General features: G+C 61.0%; 17 protein-coding genes. 8 read left to right on the top strand and 9 right to left on the bottom strand.

Going from position 1 to position 21,883, the window contains the following annotated elements; genetic code table 11:
- Positions 1–160 precede the first annotated feature (160 nt).
- The 6 genes from BLW80_RS26335 (at position 161) to BLW80_RS26310 (ending at position 8,586) form a co-directional block, all read left to right on the top strand.
- Complete coding sequence (locus BLW80_RS26335) at positions 161–1,747, top strand: ABC transporter substrate-binding protein (RefSeq protein WP_093761082.1); 1,587 nt, start codon at positions 161–163, stop codon at positions 1,745–1,747.
- A gap of 40 nt (positions 1,748–1,787) precedes the next feature.
- Entirely contained in the window at positions 1,788–3,374 is a 1,587-nt protein-coding gene (locus tag BLW80_RS26330) for an ABC transporter substrate-binding protein (protein ID WP_093761080.1), read from the top strand.
- Between the two features lie 101 nt (positions 3,375–3,475).
- On the top strand, positions 3,476–5,062 hold the full coding sequence (locus tag BLW80_RS26325) for an ABC transporter substrate-binding protein (RefSeq protein WP_093761078.1): 1,587 nt from the start codon (positions 3,476–3,478) through the stop codon (positions 5,060–5,062).
- Positions 5,059–6,081 (top strand): ABC transporter permease, encoded by a 1,023-nt coding sequence (locus BLW80_RS26320; RefSeq protein ID WP_093761076.1) that lies wholly within the window; start codon positions 5,059–5,061, stop codon positions 6,079–6,081. Before BLW80_RS26325 ends, BLW80_RS26320 begins: the two co-directional genes overlap by 4 nt.
- A 13-nt stretch (positions 6,082–6,094) precedes the next feature.
- On the top strand, positions 6,095–6,925 hold the full coding sequence (locus BLW80_RS26315) for an ABC transporter permease (RefSeq protein ID WP_089268033.1): 831 nt from the start codon (positions 6,095–6,097) through the stop codon (positions 6,923–6,925).
- 5 nt (positions 6,926–6,930) lie between these two features.
- Positions 6,931–8,586, top strand: coding sequence for a dipeptide ABC transporter ATP-binding protein (locus BLW80_RS26310; protein ID WP_093761074.1), 1,656 nt, complete (start codon positions 6,931–6,933; stop codon positions 8,584–8,586).
- A 50-nt stretch (positions 8,587–8,636) separates the two neighbouring features.
- On the opposite strand, the gene BLW80_RS26305 is transcribed toward BLW80_RS26310, so the two are convergent.
- The 9 genes from BLW80_RS26305 to BLW80_RS26265 all read right to left on the bottom strand — a co-directional run bounded on the left by BLW80_RS26305 (position 8,637) and on the right by BLW80_RS26265 (position 19,518).
- Complete coding sequence (locus BLW80_RS26305; RefSeq protein WP_244528447.1) at positions 8,637–9,617, bottom strand: Bug family tripartite tricarboxylate transporter substrate binding protein; 981 nt, start codon at positions 9,615–9,617, stop codon at positions 8,637–8,639.
- 177 nt (positions 9,618–9,794) lie between these two features.
- Positions 9,795–11,477 carry a nickel ABC transporter ATP-binding protein NikE gene (gene nikE / locus BLW80_RS26300; RefSeq protein ID WP_093761072.1) on the bottom strand — a complete coding sequence of 561 codons (1,683 nt, stop codon included), beginning with the start codon at positions 11,475–11,477 and terminating at the stop codon, positions 9,795–9,797.
- The gene (locus tag BLW80_RS26295; protein WP_068737405.1) at positions 11,477–12,325 is read right to left on the bottom strand and encodes an ABC transporter permease; all 849 of its coding nucleotides are present in this window, start codon (positions 12,323–12,325) and stop codon (positions 11,477–11,479) included. The genes nikE and BLW80_RS26295 overlap by 1 nt, the downstream gene beginning before the upstream one ends.
- On the bottom strand, positions 12,322–13,353 hold the full coding sequence (locus BLW80_RS26290; RefSeq protein ID WP_170849808.1) for an ABC transporter permease: 1,032 nt from the start codon (positions 13,351–13,353) through the stop codon (positions 12,322–12,324). The genes BLW80_RS26295 and BLW80_RS26290 overlap by 4 nt, the downstream gene beginning before the upstream one ends.
- Before the next feature lie 112 nt (positions 13,354–13,465).
- A complete protein-coding gene (locus tag BLW80_RS26285) occupies positions 13,466–15,082 on the bottom strand; it encodes an ABC transporter substrate-binding protein (RefSeq protein ID WP_093761070.1) in 1,617 nt (538 codons plus the stop codon).
- A 150-nt stretch (positions 15,083–15,232) separates the two neighbouring features.
- On the bottom strand, positions 15,233–16,663 hold the full coding sequence (locus tag BLW80_RS26280; protein WP_093761068.1) for an NAD(P)-binding domain-containing protein: 1,431 nt from the start codon (positions 16,661–16,663) through the stop codon (positions 15,233–15,235).
- Positions 16,660–17,418 carry an SDR family oxidoreductase gene (locus tag BLW80_RS26275; protein ID WP_093761066.1) on the bottom strand — a complete coding sequence of 253 codons (759 nt, stop codon included), beginning with the start codon at positions 17,416–17,418 and terminating at the stop codon, positions 16,660–16,662. Before BLW80_RS26275 ends, BLW80_RS26280 begins: the two co-directional genes overlap by 4 nt.
- A gap of 4 nt (positions 17,419–17,422) precedes the next feature.
- Positions 17,423–18,397, bottom strand: a complete 975-nt coding sequence (locus BLW80_RS26270) for an NAD-dependent epimerase/dehydratase family protein (RefSeq protein WP_093761064.1) — start codon at positions 18,395–18,397, stop codon at positions 17,423–17,425.
- 230 nt (positions 18,398–18,627) lie between these two features.
- Positions 18,628–19,518, bottom strand: coding sequence for a LysR family transcriptional regulator (locus BLW80_RS26265; RefSeq protein ID WP_092149293.1), 891 nt, complete (start codon positions 19,516–19,518; stop codon positions 18,628–18,630).
- Between the two features lie 95 nt (positions 19,519–19,613).
- On the opposite strand from BLW80_RS26265, the gene BLW80_RS26260 reads away from it, so the two are divergent.
- Together BLW80_RS26260 and BLW80_RS26255 are read left to right on the top strand one after the other, a co-directional pair.
- Positions 19,614–20,588 (top strand): NAD(P)H-dependent flavin oxidoreductase, encoded by a 975-nt coding sequence (locus BLW80_RS26260; RefSeq protein WP_089268011.1) that lies wholly within the window; start codon positions 19,614–19,616, stop codon positions 20,586–20,588.
- A 50-nt stretch (positions 20,589–20,638) separates the two neighbouring features.
- Positions 20,639–21,823, top strand: coding sequence for an ABC transporter substrate-binding protein (locus BLW80_RS26255; RefSeq protein ID WP_502688637.1), 1,185 nt, complete (start codon positions 20,639–20,641; stop codon positions 21,821–21,823).
- Positions 21,824–21,883: the final 60 nt, after the last annotated feature.

Raw genomic sequence — 21,883 nt, 5'->3', positions numbered from 1 at the left:
TGCCTGCTCATTCACGGAACATGCTCGGTTCTCGGACAACGCCGGCCCGATCGCGATGATGATCGGCCCGGCGACGGCGGCGGCTTGAATTTTGCAAGCTCATCCTTGCGCGTCAGTGCAACCCTGACGTTCAACCCTCTGTGTCCATCGGGAGAGCTGAATGAATCGACGTGAGTTTGCGAAATTGCTGGGTTTGAGCGCTACGGCGCTGTCAGGCATCCCGCTCGGCATTACCCGCGCCACGGGGCAGACCAGAGGCGGTACGCTCAATACGATCATCCAGCCCGAACCGCCGATCTTGGTCACGGCGATCAATCAGCAACAGCCGACGCTCACCGTCGGCGGCAAACTCTATGAGAGCCTGCTGCGTTACGATTTCGATCTCAAACCGATTCCCGGCCTCGCCAAATCCTGGGAGGTTTCGCCGGACGGGCTGACCTACACATTCAAGCTGTTCCCGAACATCACGTTTCACGACGGCAAGCCGCTGACCTCGGAAGACGTGATTTTCACCATGACCAAGGTGCTGATGGAAACCCATGCGCGCGGTCGCGTGACATTTGCGCGCATCGCAAAGGCGGAAGCGCCCGATCCGCTGACGGTGATCTTCACGCTGAAGTCGCCCTTCGCGCCGTTCCTGACGTCGCTGGATTGCACCACGGCGCCGATCCTGCCGAAGCACATCTATGAGGGGACCGACTATCGCAAGAATCCCGCCAATGCGCAGGCGATCGGCTGCGGTCCGTTCAAGCTCAAGGAATGGGTCAAGGGATCGCACATTCATTTTGTCCGGCACGAAGGTTATCATCGGCCGGGCGAGCCCTATCTCGACGAAATCATCTATCGCGCGATCCCCGATGGTGCGTCGCGTACCGTGGCGGTCGAGCAGGGCAAGGTGCAGCTGACGCAGTGGGGCGATATCGAATTCTTCGAGGTGCCGCGGCTGTCGAAACTGCCGAATTACGAGGTGTCCACCAAGGGCTACGAGTTCTTTGCGCCGCATCAATGGATTGAACTCAATAATCGCATCAAGCCGATGGACGACAAGCGTTTTCGTCAGGCCGTGATGCATGCGATCGACCGCAAGGCGATGCTGCAGCGAATCTATTTCGGGCTTGGCAAGCTGGCGACCGGCCCGATCTCGTCGAAGACACGGTTCTACGACAAGAACGTCAAGACCTATGACTACTCTGTCGATAAGGCGAAAGCGCTGCTCGACGAGATGGGGCTGAAGCCGGGTCCGGATGGCAAGCGCGTCACGCTGCGCTTTCTGATTTCGCCGGTCAGCGAGGCCAATACGCGGGCCGCCGAATTCCTGCGCCAGTCGCTCGGGCGCGTCGGCATCGATCTGCAACTGCAGACCACCGATATCGCCGGCTGGGCACAAAAGTTCGCCGATTGGGATTACGATATGACCGCCAACCTGGTTTACCAGTTCGGCGATCCCGCGCTCGGCGTCGCGCGCACCTACATCACATCGAATATCAAGAAGGGCATCCTGTTCTCGAACACTGCCGGCTATTCCAATCCGGAAGTTGATCGCCTGTTCGAAGAAGCAGCCGTGGCGACATCCGATGACAAGCGGCAGGAGCTTTATAGTCAGGTCCAGAGAATTCTCGTTGAGGATGTTCCGGTGGTCTGGACGTTCGAGCAGGACTATCCGAACTTCATCGACAAGCGGCTGAAGAACGTGTTGTCGACGGCGATCGGGGTGCACGAGACATTCGGGGCGGTGAGTTTCGGATGACGTTGAACGCTTTAAATATCTTTGCTACAAAGGAATTAAGATGAACAGACGTGAATTCGCGAAGCTATTGGGTTTGAGTGCGACGGCGCTTTCGGGAATTCCTCTCGGCGTCACCCGCGCCGTCGGTCAGACCAAGGGCGGCACGCTCAATACGATCATCCAGCCCGAGCCGCCGATCCTGGTGACGGCGCTCAACCAGCAGCAGCCGACACTGACGCTGGGCGGCAAGATCTATGAGAGCCTGCTCCGCTACGGCGCCGATCTCAAGCCGCTGCCTGGTCTCGCTGAGTCCTGGACCGTTTCACCCGATGGCCTCGTCTATACGTTCAAGCTGTTTCCAGGCATCACCTTCCATGACGGCAAGCCGTTGACGTCGGAAGACGTGGTGTTCTCGGTGACCAAGGTCCTCGTTGAAACCCATGCGCGTGCGCGCGGCACCTTCCTGCGCATCGAAAAGGCTGAAGCGCCCGATCCACTCACAGTGGTGTTCACGCTGAAGGCGCCGTTCGCGCCGTTCCTCAATTCGTTCGATTGCACCACAGCGCCGATCGTGCCGAAGCACATCTATGACGGCACCGATTTTCGCAAGAACCCTGCCAATGCGCAGGCGATCGGCTCGGGCCCGTTCAAGCTCAAGGAATGGGTCAAGGGCTCACACGTTCATCTCGTCAAGCACGAGGGTTATTACCGCAAGGGCGAGCCGCACCTCGACGAAATTATCTACCGCGTCATTCCGGACGGCGCATCGCGCGCCGTCGCGCTCGAACAGGGCAAAGTCCAATTGACGCAGTGGACCGACGTCGAACTGTTCGACGTCGCGCGTCTCTCGAAGCTGCCCAATGTCGAAATGACCACCAAGGGCTACGAGTTCTTTGCGCCGCATTTCTGGCTAGAGTTCAATCTTCGCACTAAGCCGATGGACGACAAGCGCTTCCGTCAGGCTGTGATGTTCGCGGTCGATCGCAAAGCGCTGCTGCAACGCGTGTTCTTCAATCTCGGGAAGGTGGCGACCGGACCCGTTTCGTCGAAGACCCGGTTCTACGAAAAAGATGTCAAGCAGTACGACTACTCGCTGGACAAGGCGAAAGCCCTGCTCGACGAGATGGGCCTGAAGCCCGGTGCTGACGGCAAGCGTGTCAGCATCAAATTCCTGGTTCCGCCCTATGGCGAAATCTGGCAGCGCTCGGCCGAATTCTTCAAGCAATCGCTCGGTCGTGTCGGCATCGATCTGCAACTGGAAAATCTCGATCTCGCCGGCTGGGCCGAGCGTACCAGCAACTGGAATTACGAGATGACCTGTAATCTGCTTTACCAATTCGGCGATCCGGCGCTGGGCGTGTCGCGCAGTTACATCACGGCGAATATCCGCAAGGGTATTCTGTTCTCAAATATCGCGGGCTATTCCAATCCGGAAGTAGACCGGCTATTCGAGGAAGCCGCCGTGGCGACCTCTGACGCAAAACGTCAGGAACTCTACACGGCCGTGCAGAAAATTGTCGTAGAAGAAGTCCCGATCGCATGGATGGTCGAGCAAGACTTCCCCAACTTCATCGACAAGCGGTTGAAGAACGTCATCACCACCGGCATCGGTGTGCACGAGACTTTTGGAGCCGTGACGCTCGGTTGAAGCCGAAGTTACTGAAAGTCGCTTGATGGCTTGGCTGTAGCCGGACGTGCAAGCGTCCGGCTACAGCCACTGTCAGGCGTCAATGTTTAAAGGAAGAGGCTATGAATAGACGTGAATTCGCGAAGCTGATGGGCGTGAGCGCGGTTGCGCTCTCGGGTATCCCCCTCGGCATCACCCGTGCCGCTGGCCAGACCAAAGGCGGCACGTTGAACACGATCATTCAGCCAGAGCCTCCGATTCTCGTCACTGCACTGAACCAGCAGCAGCCAACGCTGACCCTGGGCGGCAAGATCTATGAGAGCCTGCTGCGTTACAGCCCCGATCTCAAGCCGCTTCCCGGTCTCGCACAGTCGTGGGAAGTGTCGCCGGACGGCCTGACCTATACGTTCAAGCTGTTTCCGGGCATCACCTTCCACGACGGCAAGCCGCTGACGGCGGACGACGTCATCTTCTCGATGACCAAGCTGCTGCCGGAGACCCATGCGCGTGCGCGCGGGATTTACTCGCGTATCGAAAAAGCAGACGCGCCGGATCCGCTCACCGTGGTGTTCAAGTTGAAGTCGACCTTTGCACCGTTCCTGACCGCGCTCGACTGCACCACCGGTCCAATCGTGCCCAAGCATATCTATGACGGCACCGAATATCGCAAGAACCCGGCCAATGCACAGGCGATCGGCTCAGGCCCGTTCAAGCTCAAGGAATGGGTGAAGGGCTCGCATGTTCATCTCATCAAGCACGAAGGCTATTACCGCAAGGATCAGCCGTATCTCGACGAAATCATCTATCGCATCATTCCCGACTCAGCTTCGCGCGCTGTCGCGCTGGAACAGGGCAAGATCCAGCTGACGCAGTGGAACGACATCGAAATGTTCGATGTCGCGCGGCTGTCGAAGCTGCCGAATTTCGAGATGACCACCAAGGGATACGAATATTTCGCCCCGCACCAGTGGCTCGAGCTCAACAACCGCATCAAGCCGATGGACGACAAACGTTTCCGTCAGGCTATTGCCTATGCGCTCGATCTGAAATCGATGGCACAGCGCGTTTACTTTGGTCTGCCCAAGGTTGCGACCGGTCCGGTGTCGTCGGCGACCAGGTTCTACGAGAAAGACGTCAAGCGTTACGATTACTCGCTGGACAAGGCGAAGGCGCTGCTCGACGAGATGGGGCTCAAGCCGGGTGCCGGCGGCAAACGCGTTACCATCAAGTATCTCACCCCGCCTTATGGTGAAATCTATCAGCGCGCGGCCGAGTTCATTCGCCAGTCGCTCGGCCGCGTCGGCATCGATGTGCAGATCGAAAACACCGACGTCGGTGGCTGGGCGGAGAAGTTCAGTAACTGGGACTACGAGATGACCGGCAATCTGGTCTATCAGTTCGGCGATCCCGCGCTCGGCGTGTCGCGCACCTACATCTCGTCGAATATCAAGAAGGGCATCCTGTTCTCGAACACGGCAGGATATTCCAATCCGGAAGTCGACCGTCTGTTCGAAGAGGCTGCAACCTCGACCTCCGAGGCCAAGCGTCAGGAGCTCTACAGCCAAGTGCAGAAGATCCTAGTCGAGGACGTGCCGGTGGTCTGGATGTTCGAGCAGGCCTATCCTACCTTCATCGACAAGCGCCTCAAGAATGTGACTACAACAGCGATTGGCGTGCATGAATCGTTCAGCGACGTGAGCTTCGGATGACGGCGGTGTCGGTCGATGCAAAAGGCGGTCGCGTGTTCGCGATCGCCCTCGCGCTTGCGGGGTGGTTTGTCAAATTCGTAGCCGTCGTCTTGGTCATTGCGACCTTCAACTTTATTCTCGTTCATGCCGCACCTGGCGATCCCGCGCAGGTGATTGCCGGCCAGAGCGGCGCCTCCGACGAAAAGCTTCTGGCGCAGCTGCGCGCTGAATACGGCCTCGACAAACCCTATCCGATTCAGCTCGCCACCTATCTGAAGCGCGTCGTGACGCTCGACCTTGGTTATTCCTATCGCCAGCAGCGGACCGTGGCGTCGCTCATTCTCGAGCGCTTGCCAGCGACGCTGCTGCTGACGGCGACGGCTTTCAGCCTCGCGCTTCTATCAGGCATCATTCTCGGCACGCTCGCCGGTGTCCGCGCCGGCAAGTGGTCCGATACGGTGCTGACCGTCGTGTCGTTGCTGCTTTATGCAACGCCGGTGTTCTGGCTTGGCTTGATGCTGGTTTTGCTGTTTTCGGTGCAACTCGACTGGTTGCCGGCGTTTGGTTACGTGACCATCGGTGTGCCGATGACCGCACTGCAGCGCATGGTCGACATCGGTTGGCATTTGATCCTGCCGGCGGTGTCGCTGGCAGCGGTGTATCTCGCGATCTACACGCGCCTGATGCGTTCGTCGGTGCTCGATGTGACCCATCAGGATTTCATCAAGACCGCGAAGGCCAAGGGCCTGAAGCAGGGCCGTATCATCATTCGACATATCCTGCGCAATGCGATGCTGCCCATCGTGACTGTCGCCGGCATGCAGGCCGGTGCGCTGGTTGGCGGTGCGGTGGTGATCGAGACTGTGTTTGCGTGGCCGGGTCTCGGCCGTCTCATCTATGATGCGCTGTTGCAGCGCGATTATCCGGTGTTGCTGGGCGTATTCCTGGTGATGTCGGTGATTGTGATTGCTCTCAATCTTCTCACCGATGCGATCTACCGGGTGATCGATCCACGCGTCTCCGTGCGTGCTGCATCGTGAACGGGATTATATGATGTCTACGCTCAAATCGTTTCTCCGCCATCCCACCGGGATGATTGGTCTGATCGTCCTCCTCGCGGTGGTCCTCCTCGCGGTGACGGCTCCGTGGCTGTTTCCTGACGACCCCTGGGACATGGTCGGCGCGCCGTTCCAGCCGCCGTTCAGCGAAGGGCTCTGGCTCGGCTCCGATATGCTCGGCCGTGACGTCGCTGCCGGCATCGCGCATGGTGCGCGCATCTCGCTGATCATCGGCGTCATTTCGACACTGACCTCCCTGGTTATCGGCGTCACCATCGGCGCCATCGCCGGCTATTTCGGCGGCAAGGTCGATGAGGTGATGATGCGCATCACCGAACTGTTCCAGACCATCCCGGGCTTCATTCTCGCCATCTTGCTGGTCGCGACCATCGGGCCGAAGATCTCCAACATCATCTTTGCCATCGGCATTGTCAGCTGGCCGCCGCTGGCACGCCTGACGCGCGCCGAGTTTATGCGGCTGCGCGGGCGTGAGTTCGTTCAGGCTGCGGTCTGCCAGGGCCAGCGTCCGCTGACCGTGGTGCTGCGACGCATCCTGCCGAACGCGATCTCGCCGATTATCGTCACCGGATCGCTTGCGGTCGCTAGCGCCATCCTGATCGAGAGCGCCTTGAGTTTCATGGGTCTCGGCGATCCCAATCTGATGTCGTGGGGCTTCATGATCGGTGCTGCGCGCACTGTGATCCGTCAGGCATGGTGGATGAGCGTGTTTCCCGGCCTCGCCATCCTGCTCACCGTGCTGGCCATCAATCTCGTGGGTGAAGGTCTCAACGACACGCTGAACCCCCGTATCTCACGCAAGCGATAGTATCCATGACCGACAAAACACTGCTTGCCATCGAGAACGTCTCTATCAGCCTGCCGCCGGGCGCAGATCGTCCTTTTGCCATCGAAGACGTATCGCTCACAGTCAACCGCAACGAAATCGTCTGTCTCGTCGGCGAGTCCGGCTCCGGCAAGTCGATGACCGCGCATGCGATCCTGCGACTGCTGCCCGACCGAACGGGCGTTGCGCAGGGCAGCATCAGCTTCAATGGTAACGACATCGCCAAGGCCGATGAGCCGACAATGCGCAAGCTGCGCGGCGGCGCGATCTCGATGATTTTCCAGGAGCCACTCAGCGCGCTCAATCCGCTGGCCCGTGTCGGCCAGCAGATTGCGGAATCGATCATCACACACACCAAGCCGACGCCGTCCAAAGAGGCGGTGGATGCGCGCGTGCAGGAGTTGATCCGGGACGTTGGCCTGCCGGATCCGGTGGCGCTCGCGCGCAGCTTTCCGTTCCAGCTCTCGGGCGGCCAGCGTCAGCGCATCATGATCGCGATGGCGATGGCGAATAATCCGGCGTTGCTGCTGGCCGACGAGCCGACCACGGCGCTCGACGTCACCACGCAGAAGCAGATTCTCGCGCTGGTGAAGAAGCTTCAGTCGGAGCGCGGCATGGGCGTGCTGCTGATCACCCACGATTTTGGCGTCGTTGCCGATGTCGCTGATCGCGTCGTGGTCATGCGCAACGGCCGTGTCGTTGAGCAGGGCACCGTCGACGAGGTCCTGCGTAATCCGAAGGACGATTACACCAAGAGCCTGATCGCCGCCGTCCCCGGCGCGCGCTCGCTGACCAAAGCTGATCGCAAGATCACCGGTGAGCCGTTGCTCGATGCGGTCGGGCTGAACAAGACCTTCATCACCAAGCAGGGCATGTTCCTGCCGCCGCGCCGGACCGATGCAGTACAGAATATCTCGCTCGGCCTGAAGGCGCGCGAGACGGTGGCCATCGTCGGCGAGTCCGGCTCGGGCAAGTCCACGCTGGGTCGGCTGATCATGCGGCTGATCGAGCCTGATACCGGCTCGGTTCATTTCGATGGCAAGGATCTGTTATCACAGCGCGGCGAGCGGCTGCGTCAGATGCGCCGCAAGATTCAGATTGTGTTCCAGGATCCCTTCGCGGCGCTCGATCCGCGGCAGAAGGTCGGCGACGCGATTGCCGGCGGCCCGATTGCCTATGGCACGCCCTCGAAGGAAGCCATGGCCGATGCCAAGCGCCTGCTGGCCCGCGTTGGCCTACAGGAGAGCGCAGCCAACCGCTATCCGCACGAATTCTCCGGTGGTCAGCGGCAGCGCATCTGTATCGCGCGTGCGCTGGCCCTGAAGCCCTCGGTGCTGGTGGCGGACGAGGCTGTCTCGGCGCTCGACGTGTCGGTGCAGGCGCAGGTGCTGCAGCTCCTCGCCGAACTGCGCGAGGAGATGAATCTGGCCATGATCTTCATCACCCATGACTTGCGTGTAGCCGCCGAAATCGCCGACCGCATCGTGGTGATGCGGCGCGGCGAGATCGTCGAGCAGGGCGAAACGCAGAAGATCTTCCAGAATCCGAGCGACGCTTATACGCGTGCGCTGCTGGATGCGATTCCCGGCCGTGCGATGTTTGCTGGTCCAGGTGCCAGGCAGGTGGAAGTCGCTTCTGCATAAAAAAGAGCCCGCCAGGCTTTACGTCTGGCGGGCTTCGCAATTCTGTCAGGTCAATCCAGCTTGACGTTGGCCTCGGTTACGACCTTGCGCCAACGCGCGACTTCGGCTGACACCATCTTGCCGAAGTCTGCGCCGGCCACATCAGGCACGTCGGAGCCGTTGCGTTCCCACGCTTCCTTGATCGCCGGCACTTGCAATGCAGCTTTCAATTCCTTCGCCATGCGCTCGACCACGTCGGTCGGCGTGCCCTTGGGGGCGAACAGCCCGTACCAGGTGGCGACTTCATAGTTTGGCAAACCGGCTTCCGCCGCGGTCGGCAGATCGGGAAAGGCTGCCACGCGCTTCGGAGCGGCAATCGCCAGCGCGCGGAGTTGCCCCGCGCGGATTGGCGCGGCCGAAGAGCCGAGACCGTCGAATACGACGGGCACGTGACCGGCGATCAGGTCCTGCATGGCCGGTCCGGCGCCGCGATAGGGCACGTGCTGGATCTTGGTCTGGGTCAGGATCTTGAACAGCTCGCCGGCCAGATGATGCGTGGTGCCGGCACCTGCCGAACCATAGGAGAGCTTGTCCGGGTTGGCCTTCGCATAGGCGATGAATTCACCCAGTGTCTTGGCGGCGACCTTGTCGGGATTGACCACGATAACCTGCGGTGGTCGTGCGATCAGCGCCACCGGGATGAAGTCTTTCTCGATGTCATAATCGAGGGTGGGATAGAGCGACGGGGCGATCGCGTGATGCGCGGCACCCATGAAGAAGGTGTAGCCGTCAGGCGCCGCCTTGGCAGCCGCCGAAGCGCCGACCGTGCCCCCGGCACCGGCGCGGTTTTCGATGATGACGCGCTTGCCAAGCTGGGTATCGAGCTGCGCCGCCAGTGGTCGCGCAAAGGCATCGGTGCCGCCGCCGGCAGCGAAGGGAACGATGAAGGTGACTTGTTTCTGAGGCCACGCCTGGGCGTGAGCGCCTGACGTAATGGCCGAACAGCTCGCCATGACGGCGAGCAAGGCGACGTGAACGGCTTTGATCCGCACGGTAATCCTCCCGATCTTGATGCGTCATTGGGCGACGCTTGGTCTTATGTTCGGCGAGATGCTCTGTGGATGCAAGGTATCCGGCACCGGTATAACTCACACTATAGTCGGTATGGTTACGCCAATGGAACCGGACAAGGCTGTCCGTTGAGGCGTTTCGCCGCTAGCCACCCGCGGCTAGGCACCGGCGGCCATTTTTTCTGCGGCGATCATCTCGATATGCGGAACTGCATCGACGAGCTCGCGGGTGTAGTCGGTCTTCGGGCTGTCAAACAACTGATGACTCTCGCCTTCTTCGACGATGGCGCCGTTGCGCAGTACGATGGTCCGCTGACACATCATGCGCACGACGTTGAGATCGTGGCTGACGAACAGGAAGGCGAGATTGTCTTCGCGGCGCAAACGGTCGAGCAGCTGCAATACCACGGCCTGAACCGAGACGTCGAGCGCGGCCGTCGGCTCGTCCAGCACCAGAAGCTTCGGCCGGCAGGCAATCGCGCGCGCGATGCCGATGCGGGCTTTCTGGCCGCCCGACAGCTGGTGCGGAAACCGTTCCAGCAGATTGGCAGGCAGGCCGACGCGGTGAGCGCATTCGCCGACACGCTGGCGCAACGCCGCTCCATTGCGCATGCCGAGCAGGCGGATTAGCGGATGCGCGATACAGTCGAAGGCGTTGAAGCGCGGATTGAGGCTGTCGTTCGGGTCCTGGAAGACGATCTGGATCTCGCGGCGCTGCGGCGCCCGGTGGAATTCGCGCGCGGGAATATGGCTGATCGACTGGCCGTTGAAATTGATGGTGCCTTCGGTCTGATCGAGCAAACGGCAGATCATGCGCGAGGTCGTGCTCTTGCCGGAGCCGGATTCGCCGACAAGTCCAACGCTTTCGCCAGGCGCAATCGCCATCGAGAAATTCTCGACGCCAACAGTGCCGTCGTCGAAACGTTTGACGAGATCGAGAACTTCCAGCAGCGGCGGCGTGCCATGCGCCGGCTTCGGCGGCTGTGGGACGGGCACCGCCGGTACCAGCAGCTTCTCGTCATCGGTCACGAGATCCTCGACCCGCGAGGTTGCGGTCGGCGATGCTGCGACGAGCCGCTTGGTGTAGGGATGCTGCGGCGACCGGAACAGCGTCAGGGCGTCGGCTTCCTCGACCAGTCTGCCCTGTTCCATCACCACGACGCGGCGGCAATAGCGGGCGGCGAGGCCGAGATCGTGGGTGATGAGGATCGTCGCCATGCCCCGCTCGGCGGCGATGCTGGCGAGGAGATCCATCACTACCTTTTGCGTGGTGACATCGAGGCCGGTGGTCGGCTCGTCGGCGATCAGCAGCGCCGGATTGCTGGAGATCGCCATGGCGATCATGACGCGTTGGCACATGCCGCCAGAGAGTTCGTGCGGATACGCGTTCATCCGCTTCTCTGGATCGCGGATTTTCACCGCCCGCAGCAGTTCGAGGGACTCTGCGCGGGCCTCGGAGGCGGAGATCTTGCGATGCGCGAGAATGGCATCGGCGATCTGCTGGCCGATGGCGCGGATCGGGTTCAGCGCGCCGCGCGGATTCTGGAAGATCATGGCCATCGCCGAGCCGTGCATCTCGCGCAGGCTGGCGCTGGTCATCTTGGTGATGTCGCGATCACGGAAACCGATGCGGCCGCCGGAAATTTTACCCGATGCGTCCAGCAGGCGCGTCATCGCAAAACCCGTGACGGATTTTCCGGAGCCGCTCTCACCGACGATCCCCAGCGTTTCGCCCTCGGCAAGCGACAACGAAATTCCGCGCACGGCCTCAACCGGGCCGCGGCGCGTTGAAAAGGTGACCTGAAGATTCTCGATATCGAGCAGCGGTTTTGGTGTCGTCATCACGTTCGCTGTCTCGGATCAAGAATATCACGCAGCCCGTCGCCGAGCAGATTGAAGCAAAGCACGGCGAGCATCAGCGCCAGGCCGGGAAACGCGACCAGCCACCATTTGCCGGTGGAGATGAAACGCGCGCCTTCAGCGACCATAATGCCCCATTCAGGCGTCGGCGGCTTGACGCCGAGCCCGATGAACGAGAGGCCGGCAGCATTGATGATGGCCCAGCCGAGATTGAGCGACATCTGCACTACCATCGCAGGCAGCACATTGGGCAACAGAAAGCGCAGCACCACCGAGACATGGCTGTCGCCGCAAGCGCGAGCGGCCTCGACCCAGCCGAGGTTGCGGCGCACGTTCACTTCTGCGCGTGCAAAGCGGATATAGAACGGCAGGTTGATGATTGCGGTGGCGATCACGATGTTCTCGACGCGATTGCCGAGGGCAGCGACCATGGCCATGGCCAGCACGAATAGCGGGAACGCCATCAGCACGTCGACGAAGCGGCCAACAGCGCGATCCAGCTTGCCGCCCGAATAGCCGCAGAGGGCACCGATGACGGCGCCCAGCGCGAAGGAGATGCCGACCGCAGAGACGGCGATGGCGAGGTCGAGCTGTGCGGCGACGATGATGCGGCTGAACACATCACGGCCGAGCTGGTCGGTGCCGGCCCAATGCGCGGCACTCGGCGGCATCAGGGCGTTTTGAACGTTCGATGCGATGGGATCATAGGGTACGATCCACGGACCGAAGATGCCGACAAAGATCAGCAGCGCGGCGCCGATGGCGGCGATGCCGGTGATGGGGTTGCCACGCAGGATGAAGGCGGCGTGTTGAAGTGTTGCGCTGCTCATCCGATGGAGATCCTGGGATCGGCGATGCCGTAGAGCACATCGACAACGAGATTGACGATAACGAAGACCGACGCCATCAGCAGCACGAAGCCTTGCACCGGTGCGTAGTCCGACGACAGCAGCGCGTCGAGCGCGTAGGAGGCGACGCCTGGCCAGGAAAACACTTTCTCCACCAGCACATTGGCGCCGAGCATGGTCGAGAACACGATGCCGGCAATGGTGATGACAGGCAGGATCGCATTACGCAGCGCATAGGTGACGATGATGCGCCACCATGACAGGCCGACAGAACGCGCGGTGCGAACGAAGTCGCTGCCGAGCGAGGCCAGCATCGAGGCGCGGGTGATACGCGCCAACGGGGCGATCACAAACAGCGCCATGGTGCAGGCCGGCAGGATCAATTGCTTGAACGCGGCCCACCAGCCATCGAAGTCGCCGGCGAGCGCAAAGTCGATCAACAGGAAGCCGGTATGTGCTGGCGGCAGCGTCGTGAAGATATCGACGCGCCCGGTCGGATCGGGCGACACGCCGAACAGATAATAGAAGATATAGATCAGCAGCAGGCCCGACACGAAGGTCGGGACACAGACCCCGAGCGCGCAGAAGAGCCTCACGCCGTGATCGACCAGCGATCCTGGTTTCAGCGCTGCAAGGACACCCAGCGGGATTGCGAGAACAAGTGCGATCAGAAGTGCCGAGAAGGTGAGTTCGAGGGAGGCCGGCAGGCGCTCACGCAAGTCCTTTGTGACGTTCTGGCCTGTCATCAGCGAACGGCCAAGATTGCCGCGGCCGACATCATACAGATAAAGGAACAGTTGCTGTGGCACGGGCTTGTCGAGACCCATCTGTTTGCGGATGGTCTCGATCTCTTCCTTGCCGGAGTTGGGTCCCGAGGCAAAGAACACGGCGGGATCACCCGGCAATACGCGCATCAACAGGAAGGTGAAGATCAGCACGCCGAACAACGCAGGCAAGGAGGATGCGAAGCGTCGCGCTGCACGGATAGCCGTTGCGCCGAGAGTCGTCATGATCGGTTACTCGTAGTCATGGGCAGCTCGCTGAAGTTAAGTTCGCAAGCTGCGTAGATCCGAAGCGCCGCTGAGGGGCGCTTCGGGATTCGCTCGCATGGTGCTCGGAAAATCACTTCCGGCTGAGGTCGCGGTAATCGACCTGGCGATGGAACTGATAGGTGTAGCCCGTCAGGTTCGAGGCCATCACCGCGTCCTGGCTCGGCTGCCACAGCGGAATCTGGGGCATCAGGTCGAAGTTCATCGCGTTCAGCACCTTGCCGTCGGCTTCGTACTTGGCCTTGTCAGCCTCGAAACGAGCCTTCTGCGCGACCGCGGTCAGCTCGGCATTGTCGATAGAGCTGTAGTTCCAGCGCTGATTGCCGGTGTAGAAGTTGCGGTAGAAGTAGTCGGTCGACGGCAGCCAGGCGACGATGCCCTCGGTGAAGAAGGGCAGCTTCTTCTCGGTGATCTGAGTCGACATCTGCGCATCCGGCAGCTTCTGGATATCGACCTTGATGCCGATCTTGGCGAGCGATTCCTTCAGCAGCGCAGCCATCGGCTCAGCAGTTGCCGACTGGCCCACATTGAAGCTGAACGTGGTCGAGAAACCGTCCGGATAGCCTGCGGCCTTCAGATAGGCCTTGGCCTTTTCGAGGTCGAGCTTGATCGGCTGCTTGATCGGAAATGCACCGCTCGGCGGCTTGCCATCGGCCCAGGTCGCGCCGGCCAGCAAATCCCCGCGGCTGAACAGTGCCGCCTTGAACATGTCGTCATAAGGCAGCGCATAGGCCACGGCGCGACGCACGTCCGGCTTGTCGAAGGGAGCCATCTGGTTGTTCATCGAGATGAAGGTGATGGCGTTATACTGCGGCGTCGAGATCACCTGCAGCTTGCCCTTGGCCTCCAATGCCTGCGCGTCGCTGGCCTGCAGATCGATGACGATATCGGCGTCACCTTTTTCAACCAGGTTGGCGCGCGTTGCCGGTTCCGGCACCGACTGGATGATCAGGCGCTTGAAGAAGGCCTGCTTGTCGCCGGCGGCACGATTCCAGGCGTCGTTGCGCTTGAGGATGACCTGCTCGCCGGGCTTGAAGGTCTCGACGATATAGGCGCCCGATCCGGCAGTGTTTTCCTTGAGCCAGGCCTGTGCCCACGGATCTTCCTCGGTGGCGTGGGCCTTGGCGAGTTTCGAATTGATGATGATCGGATAGACCGTGGCGAGGTTCGGCAGCGCCAGTTTGTCCGGCTGCGGCAGTGTTACTTCGAATGTCGTGGGATCGATCACCTTGAACTGGCTGGCATCGGTGAGCGAACCGGTCAGCAGCTGCGCCTTGCCGAGGATCTTGGCGGTGACGGCGCGGTCGAGCGACCACTTCACGTCTTCGGCCGTGACCGGCGAACCATCCTGGAATTTCGCATCGCTGCGCAGCTTGAAGGTGATCTTCAGGCCATCCGGGCTGACCGTGTAGGACTCTGCGAGTTCGCCGCGGATGGTGTCCAGATCGAACACCCATTTGCCATTCAGTTGCTTGCGGCCGAACGACACCAGACGATCATAGGTCGAGAGGCTGACAGCGAAGGCTTCGCGGGTCGAGCCGGGAATATTGGGATCGAGCGTGTTGACGGCGGCGCCGGTCACGTAACGCAGCGTCTCGGCGCGGGTCTGCGCCTTGGCAGGAACGGCAGCGGTGAAAAATGCCAGCGCTGCGGCGGCGCCGAGCATCTGCTTGGAATAGATCAGTCCCATAACCCTATCCTCTGAATTCGACGGAAACTCTGAACGGACTCGTCAGTGCCGAGGCTGTCGAGCGACGCATCCACTGAAGCAAGGAACGCGCCAAACGATGGTCGATAGGTGCCAAGCGGAGAACTTTCCCCGTCGGGATAATTTGGTCCTTTAGCTTTTTGCCGCAGCTTCCGTCGCCCTTGCAATGGTCACTTGTGGAACGTCGTAAGCCTCGAACGCGGTCCAGTATCGCTCGATATCCGCGCGGAACAAGCCGCGCGTCAGACCATGCACCAGTTTCGGGATCGCGGTGGTCATCGCATTGATCGATGACCCCGACGGACCGAAGCTCATGGTGGACGCAATTGCGAAAAGATGGATGTCGGCGATCCACGGCGTGGTGCCGGGAACGCGTTCCATCAGCGCGTAATCATCGCCGAGATATGGAAAACGGCCGAGGCGCGGGCTGAACTCGGTATCCGGCGGCTGGTAGCGATCAGACCAGATCGCGATATTGCCGGCGCAGCTCTGTAGCTCACGACGGCCTGCGAAATCCATGTCGATCCCGGTTCCGCAGATCACGAAGTCTGCAGTGAAGGTACCCTGTGGCGTCTGCAATGTAACTTGGTTGCCTATTTTTTGTGCCGACTGAACGGGCGCGTTTTCGTGGAGATGGAAGCCGGCATGCCGTGCACAGCGATCCCAGGTCGGCTGTGGGAAGCCTTCGCGCAAATCCATGAGCCGGCGCATGAAGCGCCAGCGCCAGGCATCGTTGAGCTCGCTGAAGTGACGTAGCAGGCCGCGGAAGGTTAGCCAGTGGTAGGGCTGCACGATTTGGATTTCCGCGCGGCGGCACAACAGGTGCACCTCAGCGCCGGCTTCGAGCGCGGTTGCCGCATTGTCGAAGGCGGATGCGCCGGCGCCGATCACGGCGACGGTCTTGCCGCGCAGAGCTTCGAAATCGATATCCGCAGATGCATTCACGCAAAGCGATGATGGCAGGTGCTGGAGTTGCTCCGGGATCATCCAGTCGCCCATGCCTTCCTGGCCGGTGGCCAGTACGATCTTGCGCGCATGGATGGTTTCGATGCCGCCGGCGCTCTGCACGGTGGCTGCAAGCAAGCCGTTCGCGGCAGGTGCAATGTCGAGGACTTCGCAGCCATTGCGCACGGGCACGCCGGTAACGCGCCTGAACCACAGCAGATAGTCCGCCCAGTGACCGCGCGGGATGCGGTCGAGCGCCTGCCAGTGATCCCTCCCGAACATGGCTTCGTGCCATGACTGATAGGTGAGGGTGGGGATATCGAGATCGGGCCCGGTGAAGTGCTTCGGGCTGCGCAGTGTCGGCATGCGGGCGTAGGTGAGCCAGGGGCCTTCGCGGCCTTCGGCGCTTTTGTCGACAACGAGTATATTGGTGACCTGCGACCGCAGCAGGCCAAAGGCCGCTGTGACGCCGCCCTGGCCGGCGCCGACGATCAGCACGTCCAGCGCGGCTGTGCCGTCCGGCGCGGATTTCGGCTGCAGCCACGGCATGTTCGGATGGGCGATCTTGTGGAGATCGTCGCGGACCTGCGCTTCCAGCGCTGCGAGGGCATCGCTCATGCTGCGAGCCATCCGCCATCGACCGGCATGACCGTGCCGGTCGTGAAGGAGGATGCATCGCTCGCCAGATGCAGCGCGGTCTGCGCGACTTCTTCGGCCAGACCGAAACGCTTCATGGCGTGACGATTGCGCGAGGCATCGCGTACAGGCTCGGGGTCCGCATGGCGCGCGAAACTGCGGCGCAGCAGCGGCGTGTCGATAGCGCCCGGTGCGATCGCGTTGACGCGAATGCCGTCGGTGGCGAAATCCACGGCCATGGTGCGTGTCAGGCTGATGATCGCGCCTTTGGCTGCGATATAGGCGCTGTTGCCCTTGCCGCCGGCGATGGCCAATTGCGAGGCCAGCGTGATGATCGATCCCTTGCCCTGCTTCTGCATCTGCGGAATGGCCACGCGCGCCCATAGCCAGGTGCCGCCGACATTGGTGCGAAACACGGCGTCCCAATCTTCTGGCGCTGTAGTCACCACGGTGCCGCCGCAGGAAAAGCCAGCCGAGGTCATCAACACGTCGAGCTGACCGCGCCGGGCGACGATCTCCCCGACCACGGTCTGCGCAAAATCGCCGTCGCCGACATCACCGAGATGCGTCGACGCCTTGGTTGCATTGGGCAGTGTCGCCAGCGTTTCTTTCAGGCCGGCCTCGTCGCGATCGACCAGTGCGACAAACGCGCCTTCCTGTGCGAACAGCATGGCACTGGCCTGGCCGATGCCAGAGCCTCCGCCGGTGATGATTGCTGTACGTCCCTGAAGTCTCATGTCATCACCCTATGCTGTGCCGCGCCGACCAGTCGATCAGATCCGCGGCTGAGTCGGCGCAGCCAAATTTGGCGCGCCATCCGAATTCCTGCTCCAATCGCGCGACCGATAGCGGTGCCCTGTCGCTGTCACTGTGCAGATCGATGCTTGGGGTTTCGCCGGTGCTGGCCAGGCGGCAAACAAAGCCCGGATGGGATTCCGCCAATTGTTGGCCCCATTCCAGCGCTGACCACGGGGTGGCGGTTGAGATGTTGTAGAGGCGATGCTGCGTCTTCGGCGCCTCGATCAGCAAAGTCATGGCATCGGCGACATCGGGCGCATAGATCCAGTCCCGCACGCCGGAACGGACCAGAATGGCGGCGCTCTGCTTCGCGTGCGCCGTGAAAATCTGCATCAGCGGGCTGAGCGTATCCCGTACGCCTGTTGCACGCTCCCATGGTCCAAATACGGCGCTGAGCCGCACGCTGATGAAATCGGTCTGCCAGAGCGCGGCAAGACGCGATGCGACCTTCTCAGATGCGAATTTGGTGATCGCGTAGAGCGAGACAGGATCGCAGGGCAGTTCTTCATCGAGAACAGGATATTTGAACGCGGAGGCGCCGTATGCACCGGCAGATGACAGATTGATCACGCGTTTGACGCCATGGCGGTGTGCTGCCGCGAGGATCGGTGTTTGCGCCATCAGGTTGACTTGCAGGATGCTTTCCGGATCAGCGGCATCGCGCTCTGTGCTTGCCGTGATCGCAGCGCCGAGAACAATGGCATCGAAGCCGGTGGTGACGACACTGTCGATCAATGTCCGGTGGAGCACATCGCCGATGATCACCGAAAGCCTGTCGCCATGGTCAGCGAAGGCAAGCTGCGCCGCCGGTGGCAGGCCCGAACGGTCGAACAGGGTCACCACATGGCCGCGCTTCAACAGGGCTTCCGCGATATTCAGCCCGACAAAGCCGGTGCCGCCAAAAACGAGAATCTTCATCGATCAACCTGTGAACCGCGAGGCGGTCCTTCGTCCCTGTTTGGACCATCGCGCTCGATGCCCCAAGCACGTTTTGCAGGCGTGTGGCGCACAGTTGAGTGGCAGTCGGAAGCAATAATTTGACGCAGCCTGAGCTTGTCGCATCTTGTGACTGATGTCACTCGCCGGCGAATTTTCGGCAATGGCCGCTTTCGCGATTGCCGTCCGCCATTCCTCCGGCAAGGATGGCATCAACGGCCGCGCAGCAACGCACGATCGTCGCGCGCGCAGGCCGTGATGAATTCCAGCACGGCGCGCACCGACGGCTGATCGACGAGGTCCGGATGGGCCAGCAGCCAGATGTCTGAGAGGCTGGCCAGCTTCTGCGGTGCGACGCGGACCAGATCCGGATGGGCGTCGCCGACGATGCATGACAGCACGCAGATGCCGATCCCTGCGCGGACCGCTGCGAGCATGTCGGCCTGCGACGAGCAGCGGATGGCGACGGTGGCGTCCTTGGTGATGTGGTCGCTCCAGCGTCCGAGTTCGGAATTCGACGATTTGTCGGCGAAGCCGATGACAGTGTGGTCCTTCCAAGCGGCCCGCTGTTCGGGCAGCGGGCATCGCGCTGCGTAATCGCGCGAGGCGTAGAAGCCAACGCCGAGCTTGGCAATTTTCCGCCCGGTGAGATTTTCGTCGCCGGTCTGATACAGCCGGAGCACGATGTCGGCCTCGCGCTTGCGCACGCTGACCGGGAAGGGATGCGTCACCAGCTGGATCTCGACATGCGGATGCTGGCGGATGAAGGCGCCGATATGCGGCATCAGCCAGAAATTCGCGAGCGTCGGCCCGATGGACACCTTGACCACGCCGCGTGCGCTCTGGCCCGACGCGCCGGCGGCGGCTTCCGCTTTCAGCGCGGCCTCGGCCATCGCTTTGGTGCTCTCATGAAAGCGCCGGCCACGCGCCGTCAGCACCAGCCCTTCGTCGGAGCGCACGAACAGCTTGGTGCCAAGTTGCTTCTCCAGCGCCGCGACCTCGCGGCTGACGGTCGGGTGGCTGGTGCGCAACTGCCTGGACGCGCCGAGATAGCTTCCGGCGTCGACCACGGCATTGAAGGTGCGACAGAGATCCCAGTCCATGTGATCAAATCCGGAAGGCTTATTGTTCAAATTCGAACAACACGCGCGGGCGGTCAACCCCTATAGTTCGATTATAAAAATATAAGGAAACGCTTATGTCGCTCCCCAAAGCTCTCGATGGCACCCTCGAGCTGCCTGTGCTCGGTTCCCCGCTGTTCATCGTCTCCGGTCCTGAACTCGTCATTGCGCAATGCAAGGCCGGTATCGTCGGTTCGTTTCCAGCGCTGAATGCGCGGCCGGTGGAAGTGCTCGATCAGTGGCTGACGCGCATCGAGGATGAGCTCGGCGAATACAAAGCGAAGAATCCCGGCAAGAAGGTCGCGCCCTATGCGGTGAACCAGATCTGCCACGCGTCCAACGACCGGTTGATGAAGGACATGGAAACCTGTGTGAAGCACAAGGTTCCGATCATCATCACCTCGTTGCGCCCGCCCTCGGAGATCGTCGAGGCCGCGCATTCCTATGGTGGCGTCGTGTTTCATGACGTTATCAACGTCAAGCATGCGCGCAAGGCAGCCGAGCAGGGCGTCGATGGACTGATCCTGGTCTGCGCCGGTGCGGGTGGCCATGCCGGCACGCTGTCGCCCTTTGCGCTGGTGCGCGAAGTGAAGCAGTGGTTCAAGGGGACTGTGCTGGTATCTGGTGCAATCTCCGACGGTTACGGGATTGCGTCGGCGCTCGCGCTCGGCGCAGACCTCGCTTATATGGGCACGCGCTTCATTGCGACCGAAGAAGCCAATGCCGACCCGGCCTACAAGAAGGCGCTGACCGAATTCGCCGCGCATGACACGGTCTACACCAACCTGTTCACCGGTATTCACGGCAACTATCTCGGCCCGTCCATCGCAGCCGCCGGCCTCGATCCCGACAATCTTCCGGTGGCTGACAAGACCAAGATGAACTTCGGCTCCGGCGGTAACATGAAGGTCAAGGCCTGGAAGGACATCTGGGGTTGCGGCCAGGGTATCGGCCAGATCGTTGATGCTCCCCCGGTGGCAGAACTCGTGGATCGCCTGAAGCGCGAATATGCGGAAGCGACCGGAGACTTTGCGAGACGGGCACGCGCATAAGCGCGGCCCGATAAAAATATAACGGGGAGAAGACAATCATGACATCAGTCATGCTGAGGACGCTTGGGCTTTTCGCTTTTGCCGTCTGCGTGAATGCGCCGACGCAAGCTGCGGCCAACAGCAAGGAAGAGATCAAGATCGGGCAGACGCTTCCCTATAGCGGTCCGCTCTCGGGCTTCGGCGTGATCGGCCGTGCGCAGGAAGCCTATTTTGCCAAGCTCAACGCCGAAGGCGGCATCAACGGGCGCAAGATCAAGTTCATCAGTCTCGATGACGCCTATTCGCCGCCGAAGACCGTGGAGCAGACCCGCAAACTGGTGGAGCAGGATGAGGTTCTGATGATGTTCGGGACGCTCGGCACCGCGACCAACAACGCGGTGCATCGCTATTTGAACAGCAAGAAAATCCCGCAGCTGTTCGTGCTATCAGGCGCGACCAAATGGGCGGATCCGAAGGGTTTTCCGTGGACCATGCCGGGCATGGCCGCCTATGAATCGGAAGGCGTTGTCTACGCCAAGCACGTGTTGAAGACCAAGCCGGATGCCAAGATCGCCATTCTCGCGCAGAACGACGATCTCGGCAAAGACTATGTGGCTGGCTTTAAACGTGCGCTGGGCGACAAGGCCGCCAGTATGATCGTATCCGAGGCGACCTATGAGACCAGTGCGCCGACGATCTCGTCGCAGCTTGCGGCGCTCAAATCGTCCGGCGCGAATGTGCTGTTCGGTGCGGTGGTTGGCAAATTCTCGTCGCAGATGATCAAGGGCGTTGCGGAAATCGGCTGGAAGCCGGACCTGATGTTCGTCCCCACGTCCGCTTCGTCGATCACCTTTCTGGAGCCGGCAGGTCTGGACAACGCCACTGGCCTGATCACGTCGAGTTATCAGAAAGACATCAACGACGCGTCATGGGCCAACGACGAGGACGTGAAGGCCTATTTCGCTTTCATGAAAGAGAGCCTGCCGTCAGCCGATCCGCGCAACACCAATTATGCAACCGGCTTCCTGAATGCGCATCTCATCACGCATATCCTGAAAGCGTGCGGCGATGACGTCAGCCGGGACAATATCCTGCGTCAGGCGACGTCGATGAAGAACGTCAAGCTGCCGCTGTTGCTGTCGGGTGTCACGGTCAATACCGACAAGGATGACTATCTTTCATTCCAGCAACTGCGGTTGCGCCGTTTCAACGGCAAGAACTGGGAAGGCTTTGGCGAATTGCTCGACGACCAGTGAGCATCTGTACCATCACATCGACAGAACAAGGATCGAAGCCAGCGATGGCTTCGATCGATT

Source organism: Tardiphaga sp. OK245, from assembly GCF_900108575.1.
GTDB classification, from domain to species: Bacteria; Pseudomonadota; Alphaproteobacteria; order Rhizobiales; family Xanthobacteraceae; genus Tardiphaga; species Tardiphaga robiniae.
Note: the sequence above shows the minus strand (reverse complement) of the source record. Positions and strands in the feature narration are given on the sequence as shown.

What these genes read in the sequence shown, in the direction of transcription:
- BLW80_RS26285 (WP_093761070.1), bottom strand. Translation starts at nt 15,082, where the DNA reads ATGGGACTGATCTATTCCAAGCAGATGCTCGGCGCCGCCGCAGCGCTG.
- BLW80_RS26270 (WP_093761064.1), bottom strand. Translation starts at nt 18,397, where the DNA reads ATGAAGATTCTCGTTTTTGGCGGCACCGGCTTTGTCGGGCTGAATATC.
- BLW80_RS26335 (WP_093761082.1), top strand. Translation starts at nt 161, where the DNA reads ATGAATCGACGTGAGTTTGCGAAATTGCTGGGTTTGAGCGCTACGGCG.
- BLW80_RS26275 (WP_093761066.1), bottom strand. Translation starts at nt 17,418, where the DNA reads ATGAGACTTCAGGGACGTACAGCAATCATCACCGGCGGAGGCTCTGGC.
- BLW80_RS26325 (WP_093761078.1), top strand. Translation starts at nt 3,476, where the DNA reads ATGAATAGACGTGAATTCGCGAAGCTGATGGGCGTGAGCGCGGTTGCG.
- nikE (WP_093761072.1), bottom strand. Translation starts at nt 11,477, where the DNA reads ATGACGACACCAAAACCGCTGCTCGATATCGAGAATCTTCAGGTCACC.
- BLW80_RS26320 (WP_093761076.1), top strand. Translation starts at nt 5,059, where the DNA reads ATGACGGCGGTGTCGGTCGATGCAAAAGGCGGTCGCGTGTTCGCGATC.
- BLW80_RS26295 (WP_068737405.1), bottom strand. Translation starts at nt 12,325, where the DNA reads ATGAGCAGCGCAACACTTCAACACGCCGCCTTCATCCTGCGTGGCAAC.
- BLW80_RS26290 (WP_170849808.1), bottom strand. Translation starts at nt 13,353, where the DNA reads ATGACGACTCTCGGCGCAACGGCTATCCGTGCAGCGCGACGCTTCGCA.
- BLW80_RS26255 (WP_502688637.1), top strand. Translation starts at nt 20,639, where the DNA reads ATGCTGAGGACGCTTGGGCTTTTCGCTTTTGCCGTCTGCGTGAATGCG.
- BLW80_RS26260 (WP_089268011.1), top strand. Translation starts at nt 19,614, where the DNA reads ATGTCGCTCCCCAAAGCTCTCGATGGCACCCTCGAGCTGCCTGTGCTC.
- BLW80_RS26310 (WP_093761074.1), top strand. Translation starts at nt 6,931, where the DNA reads ATGACCGACAAAACACTGCTTGCCATCGAGAACGTCTCTATCAGCCTG.
- BLW80_RS26265 (WP_092149293.1), bottom strand. Translation starts at nt 19,518, where the DNA reads ATGGACTGGGATCTCTGTCGCACCTTCAATGCCGTGGTCGACGCCGGA.
- BLW80_RS26280 (WP_093761068.1), bottom strand. Translation starts at nt 16,663, where the DNA reads ATGAGCGATGCCCTCGCAGCGCTGGAAGCGCAGGTCCGCGACGATCTC.
- BLW80_RS26330 (WP_093761080.1), top strand. Translation starts at nt 1,788, where the DNA reads ATGAACAGACGTGAATTCGCGAAGCTATTGGGTTTGAGTGCGACGGCG.
- BLW80_RS26315 (WP_089268033.1), top strand. Translation starts at nt 6,095, where the DNA reads ATGTCTACGCTCAAATCGTTTCTCCGCCATCCCACCGGGATGATTGGT.